Consider the following 14,288-nt stretch of genomic DNA (forward strand, 5'->3'; position numbering starts at 1 on the left):
GCCGAACCGCTACAGCTCCGTCACCTCGTCAAACAGCCCGGCATCCGCCCTGATCTTCTCCGCGCTGCCGATGCTGGCCCGGAAGCCCTTGGCAGTCAGATTCTCAAAAAACGGGGCAAAGCGGCGCAGATCAGCCGCCTTTGTGTCAATCACCTGCTCAAGAAGCCGCTGCCGGTATTCCTGCGTGATGCCGCAAAGATATGCGTCCCGCTCCTTCAGACCGGCGGCGGCGGGCGAGCGCAGCGGATTCAGGCTGCCGTAGGCCCCGATGACTAACTGATCCAGCTTGGCCGGGCTGAGATCCAGTTTTTGCACAGCGGCGGCCAGCGTCTCGTAGGCCTCATAGGTGCGGGCCACCTGCGGATCCCGGTAGCTGACAGCGGCGAAATTGCCGGTGACCGGATGGAACTGGACAAAGCAGCCGTAGGCGCCGCCCTGCTGGCGCACGGTGTTCCAAAAATAATCCCGTGAAAGCCACGTCTTCAGCACCTCAAAGGAGCCGTTGTACTGGCTGAACCCGCTGAACAGCCTGCCGCCTTGGACGTTGAAAACCACATCGGCTGAGGTGGCGAAAGCCTGCCGCGCAGGCAGGGGAGGAAAAACTAGCTCCGCCTGCCGCCGCTGCGCCGCGCCGTTCAGTGCCTGCCGCATGCCGCCGAGGCGATTTTGCACTGCCGCAATGTCAGCGGCGGAGCCGGTGACGGCGACCGTCAGCCCCTCCGGCTGGAAGAGCAGCTGGCGCAGCTGCTCCAGCTTGCTGAGAAAATCCTCCTCGCGCTCTTCGTAGTTCGCGGCCAGATCCTTGAGCTGGAGATAGGCCGTGGCCCCGTTGACCAGCTCGTTGACCGCTCCGGCCTGACTCAGATGAGCGAAGACGCGGGCCGCCGCCAGCTGATAGCCCTCGCTCTGCACCGAATGCTCGGCCCAAGTGAATTCCCGCAGCACGATTTCCTTGATCCGCTGCCGGTTGCTCAGGCTGAGATCGGCGAAGACCTCCTGCGCCAAATCCAGCGCCTGCGGCAGCCAGCCCGACAAGGCCTTGAGCTGGAGCCAGAGCAAGGGCCGCAAAGGCCGGGACGGGTCCACATGGCTGTAAGTCGAGAAGGAATGACTGAAGCCGCCGGTGCGGATGCTCACGTCCTTGGCGAAGCGGACATAGTCTCGCTGGCCGGTGCCGATCTCGGTGGCGATGGTGCCGAAGAGGTCCAGCCAAGGAAGCAGCTCCGCGTCAAGGCAGGAGCAGTCCAGGCCGAACTGGACATAGGTGATGGCGTTGGTGTCCAGCTCGCTGCTGATGCAGCCATCTGCAACCGTGACCCGATGCAGCGGCGGGCGGCGGTTCAAATCCGACCGGGACAGGCGCGGCAGCAGGGCGAGCTGCTCCTCGCTGTTCGGAGTCTGCTGGAGGCGGATCAGCTCCTGTGTCTCAGCGGTCAGGGCCTCCAGCTGCGCCGGACTGAGCGAGCGCTGATAGTCGGCCAGCCTGCGCTGCTCCTCCTGCGCGGCGCGGGCCGCCTTGTCTGGGTCAGGACGGAGGGTGACGGCGGCGAAAGCCGGGTTGTCGAGCAGTTTTTCCTGGATCAGCCGCTCGAAATACCGCTCCTCCAGCGCCTTTCTGCGGATGGAGGCGAACAGCTCCTCGAAGCGCAGGGCGGCAAAGGGATCCGCGCCATGCTTGAGGGCGGGCATGGCCTTGCCGATCAGATCCAGCCCGCGCTGGGCGTTGGTCAGATCCTCGCGGGCGGAGAACTCGTAATGATTCAGCTCGGCCAGCACCAAGTCAGGCTCCAAGCCCTGCGCGACTGCCGCAGTCAGGGCCTGCCGGTGCAGGGCAAGAAAGCGGTCGCGCTTGTCCGGGTCGGAACCGGCCAGATAGGTCAGCATCACCGTCTGGAAGCAGGAGTCGGCCAAGAACATGCCGCCGAAGTCGCGGCACAGCCCAGCCTCGACCACCGCCTTTTTCAACGGCGAGGCATCGGAATTGTAGAGGATGTTGGCGATGACCTGAAAGGCGGTGTTCAGCTCGCGGTCGAGGACTGTGCCGACCGTCGAGCCGACAGCTAAATATGTCTTGCCGTTCAGGCTGCCGCCAGACGGTGCCGCGTAGCCGTCCTCGATAAAGACCGGGCCGCTGATCCGCCGCCCTTGGACAATTTCAGATTTTCCGCCCGGCGCCGTGTGCTGCCGGAGAAAATTGTTCTGCACCGCCGCCAGCTCCTGCTCCAAGTCCGCGTCGCCGTAAAAAAACAGCATTCCATTGGAGGGATGATAATGCCTGCGGTGGAACTCGGCGAACTGCTCGTAGGTCAGATCAGGAATGCAGGCCGGGTCGCCGCCGGACTCGTGGGCGTAGGTGGATTCCGGCATCAGCCCTGCGAAAATCTGGCGGAAAATGATCTGCACCGGATCGGAGAACGCGCCCTTCATCTCATTGAAGACCACGCCTTGAAACTGGAGCGGCGCATCCGCGCTTTCCTTGTGATAATGCCAGCCCTCCTGCTGAAAGGTGCTGCGGGCGAGCAGCGGATTGAGCGTCACATCGCAATAGACATCCATGATGCTGAAATATTCGCTCAAATTGCGGGTGGCGAAAGGATAGAGCGTGGTGTCCGAGCCGGTCATGGCGTTGAGAAAGGTCATCAGGCCGCCTTTGTGGATCTCGCCGAACACGTCATGCGCCGGATATTTCTTCGATCCCATCAGCACCGCGTGCTCAAGGATGTGCGCCACGCCGGTGGAGTCCTCAGGCACGGTCTGGAAAGCGATGCAGAAGGTCTTGTTCGGATCGCTGTTCTTGATCGCCAAGGCCGGTGTGCCGAGCAGCTCGTGTTCAAAGAGATACACATCAGAGCTGATGTCGGCGACATGCTCCTTGCGCCGGAGGATGAAGCCGTGATGGACGGAGCCGATGGTGAATTCTGTCATGGGAAAAGTCTGGTTCTTTGGTGAAGTGAAGAGATTCGCAGGGTTGCCTGTTCAAAGATTCATGTCTATTTTCGCGGCAATTTTTTTTGCCAGCAGCTCAAAATCAGTTCTGGCATCCCGAACTGCCCCGGCATGGCTGCCGATGGCGCCGTCAGCCGGTGTCAGATTGAAGACAGGCTTCCGATGCTCCTGCGCCATAGGGATGAGACTGCGGTAGTGCTTTATCGTGGCAAGGCGGTACATATCTTGTTCCGGTTCAACCTGTTCAGAATCATTCTGGTTCAGCACAGCTTCACGATAAACACGAGGAATACGTTTTATCCATTTATCATAGGCTTTAACTGGTCTGTCCAGACGCACGCTGTGCTGTTGACATAGATAACCTATAGGCTGCATCCTTCCTTGAGGAAGCTCAAATTCAGCATATTCTTCGCAATCTGAACTTCTTCTCCATCTGTTTAAGCGGTCATTCCAAGTTTCTTTCCATTCAGTCAAGGTTGGACCGAGATTTTTCAACCCTTGCAGTGAAAATAAATCTGCTCCAAGCGGGATGACAACATAATCTGTTGCAATAAGAACTGACCTGTTGATAGCGCCAAGATTTGGCCCTATGTCCACAAGAACTATATCTGCCTGAACTTTTTCTGAAGCCTTTTGCATAACCTGCCAAAAAGAACTCAATATTCGCATTGGCCTGTAAAGGTTGTTATCTCCAATTCGCCATTCACCAGACAAACAGTCTTCGTAAGAAGAAAGAGCGACATCTCCAGCTATAAGATATAGGTCTTGCGTGATATGTTGAAGTATTGGCTCTGCTATGTCTCCAACTCCGGTGAGAGGTTTCACGCATCTGTATACAGTCGCGCCTTTTTGTTTTGAATCCCATATTTCTTCTATTCTTTCTTCCGTAAGGAAAGCAGCTGTCAAATTTACCTGCGGATCGAGATCAGCGACAACAACCCGCTTGCGGAGGCTGGCATACATCCAAGCCAAATGATAAATGAGCGATGTTTTGCCGACTCCTCCTTTGTTGTTGAAAAAAGTCAGAACCGGGACGTGCTGGCTCATGTTTTTCTCCTTAAGGTGCAGACAACTGCGCTCTGGCTGGTTTCAAACTCAGGCTCAGGGTTGCTATTTTCCAACATCGCTTTTTTAGCTATGGCGATGCCTCGGCCAAACGCCTGCACAAAACCGAATGTTTTCAGCACATCGGTAATATTCGGATTGCGATAATCGGTTATCCCTGGTCTGCCAAAATTTTCAGCTGTGACATTGCCGTATGGCCCGCCGGGACTGCTTATTTCAATCCGGTCATTGAACCAATACACCCGCACCGGCGCATTTGTCCTTTCGTAGGTGCGGTGCAGCACCGCATTGTAAAGTATCTGCTGGAAGGCGGCAGGCGGATACGGCAGCTCTTTCTGGTGGGTCGGAGCGGAAATAATGTCAACCGCTGTCCGGTTGTGCGCTTTCAGCTTGTCCTCGGCTCGGCGGAGGATGTCAACTACTGCGCCGCCGATTTTTTCTTCATCAATGACCGGATCAGCAAGTTCAGTTCCGTCAATCCGTAAAAACTGAATGCAGGCTCCGGGCAGAAAATCTTGCGGACTTTTCCCTATGGCGAGAAGACCAAGAATGGTTGGCGTGGTCTCATCAGGCGAGACAATCATCTTGCAGCTTGCCAGACGCTCTGCATAAGAACGATTGTTTGACTCCAGCACATCTGCGGCAAATGCTGACGGCAGATATTCATTTTCAAAAATCAGCTTGGAAAGATCGCTGATTTTTGCCGACAGCACAGGATAAAGATCAAAAGGAAGATTTTTGCATCTTCTTTTCTCATTGAGAATGCGTTCTTCTTGCTCGTTGGCAAGGGCGCGGCGGGGGCCGGTGCGTATCCATATCCGCCCTTCATACTTCACCGGCGGCATGTCGGACGGCATGACCGTGACCACTGCCATTTCCGCTCCTTTCAGGATTCTTTTTTCCACAGAAAGAACAGGCAGCGGCAGAATGTTGCCGTCTGTTTTGATGTCGGCCAAGGAGCGCAGCAGCTGATCTGTGATTTCAATCCCGGACGGCGTTCCGTCATCTTTGGCCCCGATAAAGAGCACACCGGCTTCATTGTGATTCGGCAGATCGTTGGCAAAGGCGCAGACCGCCTGCCTCCCCTTTTTCGGCGCATCACCTTGAAAACTTTCTTTCCGTTCCGCTCGGTCAGATTCCGTGTCGCTCAGCAGAGCTTCCAGTTCCTCATCTGTGAATCTTCTCATGACAGCAAGCCGTTGCTAAAATTTTTTCTGCGAATCCAGCAGCACCGTCACCGGCCCTGAGTTTGTCAGGCTGACTTCCATCATCGCCTGAAACTCGCCGCTGGCCGTGACGATGCCGAAGCACTGCACAGCTTCAATGAAATCAAGATAAAGCTGCTTGGCCCGCTCCGGCGGCGCGGCCTCTGACCACGACGGGCGGCGGCCTTTACGGCAGTCGCCGAGCAGAGTGAACTGCGAGACGACGAGCATGGCCCCGCCGGTGTCGAGGAGGGAGCGGTTCATCAATCCGGCCTCGTCGTCAAAAATCCGCAGGTTGACGATCTTTTCCGCCAGCCAGACGATGTCCTGCGGCGTGTCCGCCTCATGCACGCCGAGCAGCGTCAGCAGCCCCGCGCCGATGGCCCCGGTTTCACGTCCGGCCACCGTCACGCTGGCCCTGCTGACCCGCTGAATCACTGCCCGCATCAGCTATCCTCCTTCAGTTGCAGTTCGTCTTTGAACGTAAACAGCATAGAGCAATCAGGCCGGAAAAGGCAAGCCTGATTTTTCCAAGTTGGCAGGAAGGGCGCGACGGAGTATAGTTGCCGCATTTTTCGCCAATTTGAGCCTTGATTTGATCAGCATGAATAATTTATGGAATGAAAGCGAGGCCGCAGCCTGCGCCGACGAGCTGGCTTTGCGGGTTTACAGCTCCCGCCTGCTGGGCCGCGAGCCTGCCTTGGTGCTGCACGGCGGCGGCAACACCTCGGTGAAGATAACAGAGAAGAACCTGCTCGGCGACGAGGAGGAGATTCTGTATGTCAAAGGCAGCGGCTGGGATTTGGCCACGATTGAGGCTGCCGGATTCGCGCCGGTGCGACTGCGGCCCATGCTCGCGCTGGCCAAGCTGAAGCGGCTGACCGATCCGCAGATGGTCAACGGGCTGCAAACCCAGCTCATCCGCGCCGACGCGCCCGCGCCCTCGGTGGAGACTATCCTTCATGCCCTGCTGCCTTTCCGCTATGTCGATCACACCCACGCTGACGCAGTGGTGACAATCTGCAATACGCCGGACGGCCTGCGGCGCATCGGCGAGCTGTACGGCGGCTTGGCCGTGATCGTGCCCTATGTGATGCCCGGCTTTGACCTTGCCCGCGAGGCAGGCCGCTTTTTCGCCGCGCAGGCCGGGCCGCAGACCATCGGCATGGTGCTGATGAATCACGGCATCTTCTCCTTCGGCGACACGGCGCAGGAATCCTACGAGCGGATGATTCGCTTGGTGAGCATGGCCGAAGAGCATCTGCGCCAGCATGACGCTTGGGAGCTGAACGGGCCGCCAGCAGCGGAGCCGCGCTTTGACCGCTGCGAAATCGCCAAGCTGCGGCAGGCCATTTCCGTCAAAGCGGGCAGGCCGATGCTGCTGCATGTCACCGGCAGCCAGCGCGGGCTGGACTTCGCCCGCCGGGCCGATGTCCGTAAGCTGGCCTGCGGCCCGGCCACGCCGGATCATGTCCTCCGCACCAAGGCCCTGCCGCTGATCGGGCGCGATGTCGAGCAGTACGCGCAGGATTACCGCCGTTATTTTGAAGCGCATGAGCCAACGGCCCAAGAGCGCAAGGTTATGCTCGATCCGGCCCCGCGTGTGCTGCTCGACCCGGAGCTGGGCCTGTGCTTCGGCGGCGCGTCCGCCGCCGAAGTCGGCATTGTTGCTGACATTTACGAGCACACGATGGACTGTATCCTCCGGGCGGAGCGGCTGGGCGGCTGGCAGCCTCTGTCTCCGCACGATCTCTTCGATGTTGAATATTGGGATTTGGAGCAGGCCAAGCTGAAGAAAGGGGGCAAGACTCCGGTCTTCAAGGGGGAAATCGCTCTGATCACCGGCGCGGCATCGGGCATCGGCAAGGCTTGCGTGGACTCGTTCCTCAAGCGGGGCGCAGCGGTGGTCGGCTTGGATATTGATCCGAAAATTGCCGAACTGTCCACCTCTCCCGCCTTTCTCGGCCTGCAATGCGACATCACCGATGAACAGCAGGTCGCGGCGGCTCTTGACCAGACCGCGCTGCGCTTCGGCGGTTTGGACATGCTGGTGCTGAACGCGGGCATCTTCCCGCCCAGCAAGGCAGTTGCCGAGCTGCCCAGCGAGCTGTGGCGACAGGTGATGGCGGTGAATCTTGATGCCAACCTGACTCTGCTGCGCGAGGCGCATCCCCTGCTCAAGGCCGCGCCCGGCAAGGGCCGCGTGGTGGTGATCGGCTCAAAAAACGTGCCCGCGCCCGGCCCCGGCGCGGCGGCCTATTCCGCTGCCAAGGCCGCGCTGACCCAGCTGATGCGGGTCACGGCTTTGGAATGGGGCAAGGACGGCATCCGCATCAACGCCCTCCATCCGAACGCGGTTTTTGACACCGGCATCTGGACTGACGAAGTTTTGCAGGCGCGGGCCACGCATTACGGCCTGAGCGTGGCGGCGTACAAAACAAACAACCTGCTCGGCGTGGAGGTGCGCAGCTGCGATGTGGCCGAATTAGCTGCTGAAATGTGCGGCCCGCTCTTCGCCTGCACCACTGCCGCCCAGCTGCCGGTGGATGGCGGCAACGACAGAGTGGTATGAGCGGCGGAATGACGGCAGGCAATTTTCACCATTTTTTAACCGCTTCGCAACACAGCCGCGCATAAAAGCGCGTGCGCTGCTTGTTGCTGCTCAATGCTATGTCTTATCCGCCGCATACGCGTTCAGCGGCGAGTGCAAAAAATAATAGAACATCAGCAGGCTGTTCCGCCTGAATGGGGAGGGTAACATGTTGAAACTGAAGGTTAAGATATTTTTTAAACACCCTTCGCCGCCAAGTGCAATTTTTTGTATTGCCTTCTTGAACGGCAAATGCTATAGTAGCTCATGTCTTGAGAAAAGAGCTGCGCTGCCTGTGCGCTGTTGACAGCCAAGGGCATTTGCGGTATAGAGCAAAGCAGATTCTTTTCGCAAACTCCGCCCAGCAGCCGTCCGGCTGCTTTCCGCGTCCGCAGTCAGGCTGCGGACACTGGTGCGGCAGGCAGGATCTGATATTGAATTATTGATGCGCACAAAACAACACATGAAAGGAGGCAGGTAATGAAGAAGGATCGCGTGGCGCTCGGAGCAGCTGCTCTGCTGGCTTTGGCCGGATTTGCTCATGCCAATGATTTTGGCGGCGGCTACAACCCGGGCCAGGATGTCGGCGTTCAGGATGAGCCGCTGCAGGACATGGGCGCCGTTCAAGGCGAGCAGGCTGTCGTCCAGAACGAGCAGGTTGTGTATGAGGATGTCTCCGCCAGCGCAGGCCCTGACCAGATGCTGTCCGGCGGTGTTCCCGGCGTTCCGGTCAATGCCAAGCCCGGCGAGTGCTACTCCCGTTGTATCGCTCCGGCCAAATACAAGACCGTCACCGAGCGGATCATGGTCCGTCCTGCCACCGAGCGAATCGAGACCATCCCGGCCAAGTACAGATGGGCTGAGAAGCGCGTAGTGGCAAAAGACGCTTCCGAGCGGATCGAGACCATGCCGCCGAAGTTCGCATGGCGCACCGAGCGCATCGTCCTCCGTCCCGCTTCCGAGCGGCTGCGGGCCATTCCGGCGCAGTACGAGACCCGTCAGGAGCAGGTTGTTGTGAAGCCCGCCTCCACCCGGATCGTCACCACCCCGCCGGTGTTCAGAACTGTGAAAGAGCGCGTTCTGGTGCAGGCCGCCTCCACCAAATGGATCAGAACTGCGGTTCCCTGCGCGCCGGAAGATGTGAAGCTGGGCCTGACCGACTGCGAGACTCTGTGTCTGGTTGAGACACCGGCGATGTACAAGACCGTGATCAAAAAGATTCTGGTCACCCCGCCGCAGGAGAAGACCGTCACCATTCCGGCTGAGTTCGAGACCATCACCAAAGACGTGCTGGTGGCCCCGGCCCGCGTGGAGAAGGAGATCATTCCTGCCGAGTACCAGACCGTGCGCAAAAAAATCATGGTCGAGCCGGCCAAGACCCGCACTGTACCTGTTCCAGCTGAGTACAAGACCATCCGCGTCAAGGAAGTGGTTCAGGAAGCCAGCGAGCGCCGCATTCCGGTTCCAGCTGAGTACCAGAACATCACCAAGCGCGTCAAAGTCAGCGACAGCAAGATCGTCTGGCGGGCAGTGCTCTGCGAAGATCAGATTCAGGACACCAAAGTTCTGAGCGTGCAGCGCGCGCTGGCCCAGGAGGGTTTCAATCCTGGCCCGGTCGACGGCAACTACAGCCAGTCCACTCAGCAGGCTCTCCGCGCTTTCCAGCGGTCCAAGGGCCTGCCTGAAGGCGGCGGCATGACCATCGAGACGCTTGAGGCATTGGGCGTTTACGAGTAAAACCTCTTTTCGCTGAACTGAGGCACCAGAAAAGGCCGGGAGCAATCCCGGCCTTTTTTATTGTCTGCAAACAAACAGTCCGGGCAATGCGGCCTGTCTTGACAGCGGCCTGATCATGCTTATTGTGTGCGGCACAATCCGTTGTCTCACCACAGAGATACTGTAAAAAAACATCTGCCAACGAGGATGCCGATCATGACCGCACAGGCTCAGACGAAGGAATTTCAGGCCGAGACCAGAAAGGTGCTCGATATTGTCATCAATTCGCTCTACACCGAGCGGGACATTTTTGTCCGCGAATTAGTCTCCAACGCTGCGGACGCGCTGGAGAAATTCCGCCATGTCTCGCTGACTGAGAAGCCGGAATTTGATGCCCATGTGCCGCTGGAAATCCGCATTGATTGCAATGACAAAAAGCATATTCTGACCATCACCGACACCGGCATCGGCATGACCGCCGCAGAGCTGGAGGCCAACTTGGGCACTATCGCCCATTCCGGCTCTGGCAAATTCCTCGCCGAGCTGGCCGAGACCGCGAAGAAAGATGTCAATCTGATCGGCAAGTTCGGCGTGGGTTTCTACTCGGCGTTCATGGCCGCCAAGACAGTGAAAGTGCAAAGCCGCTCCTGGGACGGCAGCCAAGGCCACGAATGGTTCTCGGACGGCAACGGCAGCTACACCATCAGTCCCTGCGACGGCCTGCATCGCGGCACGAAAATTGTCATGGAGCTGAAGGAGGATGCGCACGATTACGGCCAAAAATTCACCATCGAGCGGATCATCCAGCAGTATTCCACATTCATTCCTTTTCCGGTCAAAGTCGAAGGCAAGAAAGTCAACACTGTTGAAGCCATCTGGACGCGGGCGAAAAGCGAAATCAAAGACGAAGAGTACACCGAGTTCTACAAATTCGTGGGCAATGCTTACGATAAGCCGCTCTACCGCTATCATTTTTCTGCTGACAGTCCGTTATCCATCAACGCCCTCCTCTTTGTGCCGAAGGATAACTTTGAATCTATCGGCTTGGGCCGGATGGATCCGGGCGTGAATCTGTATTGCCGCCGGGTGCTGATTGATCAGCACAGCAAGAACATCCTGCCGGAATGGCTGCGTTTTCTCAAAGGCGTGGTGGATTCCGAAGATCTGCCGCTGAACATCTCCCGCCAGTCTCTCCAGGACAATGCCCTTGTCGCCAAAATCCGCAAAGTCATCACCAAACGCTTCATCAAATTCATGGAGGAGGAAGCGAAAAACGACGCGGAGAAATATCAGGGCTTCTGGAAAACCTTCGGCCTCTTCATTAAAGAGGGAGCTACCTCGGATTATGAATACCAATCCGAGCTGGCAAAACTGCTCCGCTTTGAGTCATCGGCAACAGAGCCTGGCAAAATGACCTCTCTGGAAGACTATGTTAGCCGGATGAAGGAAGGCCAGAAGGAGATGTACTACATCAGCGGCCCCAGCCGGGCTGCGGTTGAGAACGGCCCATATGTCGAGATGTTCAAAAAGCGGAACATCGAGATCATTTACACGTTGGAGCCGATTGACGACTTTGTGCTGTCGCATCTCGGCACATTCGATGAGAAAAAACTACTTTCTGCTGACCGCGCCGACCTTCGTTTGCCGGAAAATACGGATAAAACCGAGCAGGAAAAGGCTGATGACGCAGGCAAGGAAAAACTCGCCGATGCAGTGCAGACTTCGCTCTGCAAATGGATGAAAGAAGTGCTGGGTGACAAGGTGCAGGAGGTCAAAGCGTCGAGCCGCTTAGTTGACAGCCCGGCCATGATTGTCAATGTGGACGGTCACATGACTTCGACGATGGAGCGGATTCTGGCCGCCCAGGGCCGGGGCAAGGACAACCCGATGATGATGGGCAACAAGAAGGACATGGAGATCAATCCGGCCAGCGGGCTAATCAGAAAAGTCGCTGATCTGCGCGTCAAAGATCAGGATTTTGCCAAAGAGCTGGCCGAGCAGATCTACGACAACGCCATGATTCAGGCTGGTCTGCTGATCGACCCGCAGCAGATGGTCAGCAGAAGCTACCGGATTATGGAAAGAATGGCGGTATAAGGCCATCACGTCCTTGCAGGGGCGTTTCAAAACGTCCCTGCGACTGAAAAATACACCCCGCCTTTCGCCGCATCCGCTCTGAAAATTTAAGAAACGCCCCTTGCAATCCGTGGTCTTTCCTTTTCCGCAACCTTGCCATGCGAATATCCTTCATCAATCCGCCCTATCTGAAGCATTTTTCCCGGCCTCAGCGCAGCCCGGCTGTGACCAAAAGCGGCACGCTCTATTATCCGCTCTGGCTGGCGACTGCCGCCGGGTATGCGGAGGCGGGCGGCCATGAAATTGACCTGATTGACGCGCCTGCGGCGGATTTGTCAAGCGAGGCAGTCGTTGCCAGAGTTAAAGCCCTCGGCAGCCGTTTGGCCGTGGTGGAGACCAGCACGCCGAGCATCAGCAACGATGCGCAGTTCTGCGAAACGCTGAAAAAGGCGGCGCAAGAGAACGGCGGCGACATCTTCATCGTTCTGGTCGGCACGCATGTTTCCGCCCTGCCTGCGGAAAGCCTGCGTCTCAACGCCGCCGTGGATGCGGTCGCTCAAGGCGAATACGATGCCACCATCCGGGAGCTGGCCGCCGCGCTTGAATCCGGCGGCGACATCAGCAAAGTTGCTGGATTGTGGCTGCGGCAGGGCGAGCAGATCATTAACACCGGCAGCCGCGAGCCGCTGCACGATTTGGACAGCGTTCCCTTTGTCAGCTCGATCTACAAACGCTTCCTCCAGCCGGAGCATTATTTCAATCCCAACGCCCTCTTCCCGATGGTGACGATCACCACCAGCCGGGGCTGCCCGCACCGCTGCTTCTTCTGCGTCTATCCGCAGACCATGATGGGCCACCGGCTGCGCGTCCGCAGCGTGGGCAACGTGGTTGATGAGCTGGAACACATCGTCAGCAAGTTCCCGGAGGTCAAGGCGGTCTTCTTTGAGGACGACACATTTCCGGCGCAAAAGGCCCGCTGCATCGCCATTTGCGAGGAGATCATCCGGCGGGGCATCCGCATTTCGTGGACAGCCAACGCGCGGGTTGACCTTGATCTGGAAACGATGCTGGCGATGAAGAAGGCGGGCTGCCGCTGCCTCTGCGTGGGCTTCGAGAGCGGCAATCAGCAGCTTTTGGATGCCATGCGGAAGGGCATCACCTTGGCGCAGTCCGAGCAGTTCATGCGGGCGGCGAAGCAGGCGGGCATCTTGGTGCATGGCTGTTTCATGGTCGGCCTGCCCGGCGAGACGATGGAGACTATGGAAAAGACGCTTGAATTCGCCATCAAGCTGCGGCCTGACGCGATTCAGATGTATCCGGTCATGGTCTATCCCGGCACGGAGGCGTACAGCTGGTACGAGCAGCGCGGCCTGATCGCGACCAAGGATTTCGCCCGCTGGCTGACCCCGTCCGGCCTGCACAACACGGTGATCCGGGGCGAAAATCTGACAGCGGCAGAGCTGGTGGCCTTCTGCGACCATGCGCGGAAGAAATTCTACCTGCGGCCTGGCTATCTGCTCTACAAAGCCGGGCAGATGCTCCGTCATCCCAGCGAGATGCGCAAGACGCTCAAATCAGCCCGCACCTTTGCCAAATATCTCCTTTTCGGCTCTGATCTGAACAAAGAGGCGGTGCGCAGTCATGCCTGAATTGTCTGTCATTATCCCGGCTTGGAACGCGGAAAAGACCTTGCCTCTCTGCTTGGAGGCCTTGGAGCGGCAGACAGTCCCTCGCGACCGCTTCGAGGTGATCGTGGTGGATGACGGCTCCAGCGACAGCACCGCCGAGATTGCCCGCCGGTTTTCCGTCCGCTGCTGCTCACAGGCAAATCAAGGCCCGGCGGCGGCCCGCAATCAGGGCGCGGCTTTGGCACAGGGCAGCCTGATTTTTTTCACGGACGCGGACTGCGTGCCGGATCCAACCTGGCTGGAAGAGATGGCCGCGCCGTTTGCACGGCCTGAAGTGGCGGCGGTCAAGGGTGCTTACCGCACTGAGCAGACCAACCTTGTCGCCCGTTTTGCCCAGCTGGAGTTTGAGGAACGTTTCAGAATGCTGGCGCGGCGGGACAGCATTGACATGGTGGACACTTATTCCGCCGGCTTCAGAAAGGATATTTTTCAGCAGCTGGGCGGCTTCGACACCCGCTTCCCGGAGGCGAACAACGAGGACACCGAATTTTCCTACCGGATGGCCGAGGCCGGACACAGGATGGTCTTTGCGCCCAAGGCCGTCGTGCGCCACCTGAACCACCCGGATTCAGTCCGCCGCTATTTCCGGCTCAAATTCGGGCGCGGCTACTGGCGGATGATGGTTTATCAGCTTTTTCCGGGCAAAATGCTCAAAGATTCCTACACCCCGCAGACGCTGAAGCTGCAAATCCTCGCCCTGCTCGGCGCAGGCGCGGGCCTCATCGCCCTGCCGTGGCAGGGCGCGGCAGCCTTCACCGCCGCCCTGCTCTTCTTTCTTATCCTGAGCATTCCCTTTGCTGCCGCCGTTTTCAAGAGCGACCGGACAGCAGCTCTGCTCTCGCCGCTTCTGCTCGCTCTGCGGGCCGCGGCCATCGGCAGCGGCGCGCTCTGGGGCGCGGCGCGGCTGATGGCAGGCCAGAAATTCGAGTCTCCTGCATAAAAGATTTCAGCAGGGGAAGAGCTTCCGCCCCAGTGCCGCCACATTTTTATTTTCCTCCCCCC

9 protein-coding genes are annotated in these 14,288 nt (G+C 58.3%); 5 read left to right on the forward strand and 4 right to left on the reverse strand.

From position 1 onward, the window contains the following. Window positions 1-9 precede the first annotated feature (9 nt). Genes ACNKH3_RS04525 through dtd form a run of 4 tightly spaced genes read right to left on the reverse strand, consistent with a single transcriptional unit; the run spans window position 10 to window position 5,663 of the window. Entirely contained in the window at window positions 10-2,925 is a 2,916-nt protein-coding gene (locus ACNKH3_RS04525) for an insulinase family protein (RefSeq protein ID WP_420208394.1), read from the reverse strand. Window positions 2,926-2,976: 51 nt separating this feature from the next. Further along, on the reverse strand, window positions 2,977-3,993 hold the full coding sequence (locus ACNKH3_RS04530) for a ParA family protein (RefSeq protein WP_420208395.1): 1,017 nt from the start codon (window positions 3,991-3,993) through the stop codon (window positions 2,977-2,979). Next, entirely contained in the window at window positions 3,990-5,198 is a 1,209-nt protein-coding gene (locus ACNKH3_RS04535; protein ID WP_420208396.1) for an ATP-binding protein, read from the reverse strand. The genes ACNKH3_RS04530 and ACNKH3_RS04535 overlap by 4 nt, the downstream gene beginning before the upstream one ends. Window positions 5,199-5,213: 15 nt before the next feature. Continuing rightward, entirely contained in the window at window positions 5,214-5,663 is a 450-nt protein-coding gene (gene dtd, locus ACNKH3_RS04540) for a D-aminoacyl-tRNA deacylase (protein WP_420208397.1), read from the reverse strand. A gap of 157 nt (window positions 5,664-5,820) precedes the next feature. Here dtd and ACNKH3_RS04545 point away from each other — a divergent pair, with 157 nt between their 5' ends. The 5 genes from ACNKH3_RS04545 (at window position 5,821) to ACNKH3_RS04565 (ending at window position 14,226) form a co-directional block, all read left to right on the forward strand. Next, window positions 5,821-7,788, forward strand: a complete 1,968-nt coding sequence (locus ACNKH3_RS04545) for a bifunctional aldolase/short-chain dehydrogenase (RefSeq protein ID WP_420208398.1) — start codon at window positions 5,821-5,823, stop codon at window positions 7,786-7,788. 498 nt (window positions 7,789-8,286) lie between these two features. Beyond that, the gene (locus ACNKH3_RS04550) at window positions 8,287-9,543 is read left to right on the forward strand and encodes a peptidoglycan-binding domain-containing protein (RefSeq protein ID WP_420208399.1); all 1,257 of its coding nucleotides are present in this window, start codon (window positions 8,287-8,289) and stop codon (window positions 9,541-9,543) included. Between the two features lie 195 nt (window positions 9,544-9,738). After that, the gene (gene htpG, locus ACNKH3_RS04555; RefSeq protein ID WP_420208400.1) at window positions 9,739-11,619 is read left to right on the forward strand and encodes a molecular chaperone HtpG; all 1,881 of its coding nucleotides are present in this window, start codon (window positions 9,739-9,741) and stop codon (window positions 11,617-11,619) included. Window positions 11,620-11,756: 137 nt separating this feature from the next. Beyond that, on the forward strand, window positions 11,757-13,247 hold the full coding sequence (locus tag ACNKH3_RS04560; RefSeq protein WP_420208401.1) for a B12-binding domain-containing radical SAM protein: 1,491 nt from the start codon (window positions 11,757-11,759) through the stop codon (window positions 13,245-13,247). Next, complete coding sequence (locus tag ACNKH3_RS04565; RefSeq protein ID WP_420208402.1) at window positions 13,240-14,226, forward strand: glycosyltransferase; 987 nt, start codon at window positions 13,240-13,242, stop codon at window positions 14,224-14,226. Before ACNKH3_RS04560 ends, ACNKH3_RS04565 begins: the two co-directional genes overlap by 8 nt. Window positions 14,227-14,288: the final 62 nt, after the last annotated feature.

This window comes from Candidatus Electronema sp. JC (assembly GCF_048287365.2).
Taxonomy (GTDB): Bacteria; Desulfobacterota; Desulfobulbia; order Desulfobulbales; family Desulfobulbaceae; genus Electronema.

Bases quoted from the DNA above. Each gene is read 5' to 3' on its own strand.
- ACNKH3_RS04525 (WP_420208394.1), bottom strand. From the start codon at position 2,925: ATGACAGAATTCACCATCGGCTCCGTCCATCACGGCTTCATCCTCCGG.
- ACNKH3_RS04530 (WP_420208395.1), bottom strand. From the start codon at position 3,993: ATGAGCCAGCACGTCCCGGTTCTGACTTTTTTCAACAACAAAGGAGGA.
- ACNKH3_RS04535 (WP_420208396.1), bottom strand. From the start codon at position 5,198: ATGAGAAGATTCACAGATGAGGAACTGGAAGCTCTGCTGAGCGACACG.
- dtd (WP_420208397.1), bottom strand. From the start codon at position 5,663: ATGCGGGCAGTGATTCAGCGGGTCAGCAGGGCCAGCGTGACGGTGGCC.
- ACNKH3_RS04545 (WP_420208398.1), top strand. From the start codon at position 5,821: ATGAATAATTTATGGAATGAAAGCGAGGCCGCAGCCTGCGCCGACGAG.
- ACNKH3_RS04550 (WP_420208399.1), top strand. From the start codon at position 8,287: ATGAAGAAGGATCGCGTGGCGCTCGGAGCAGCTGCTCTGCTGGCTTTG.
- htpG (WP_420208400.1), top strand. From the start codon at position 9,739: ATGACCGCACAGGCTCAGACGAAGGAATTTCAGGCCGAGACCAGAAAG.
- ACNKH3_RS04560 (WP_420208401.1), top strand. From the start codon at position 11,757: ATGCGAATATCCTTCATCAATCCGCCCTATCTGAAGCATTTTTCCCGG.
- ACNKH3_RS04565 (WP_420208402.1), top strand. From the start codon at position 13,240: ATGCCTGAATTGTCTGTCATTATCCCGGCTTGGAACGCGGAAAAGACC.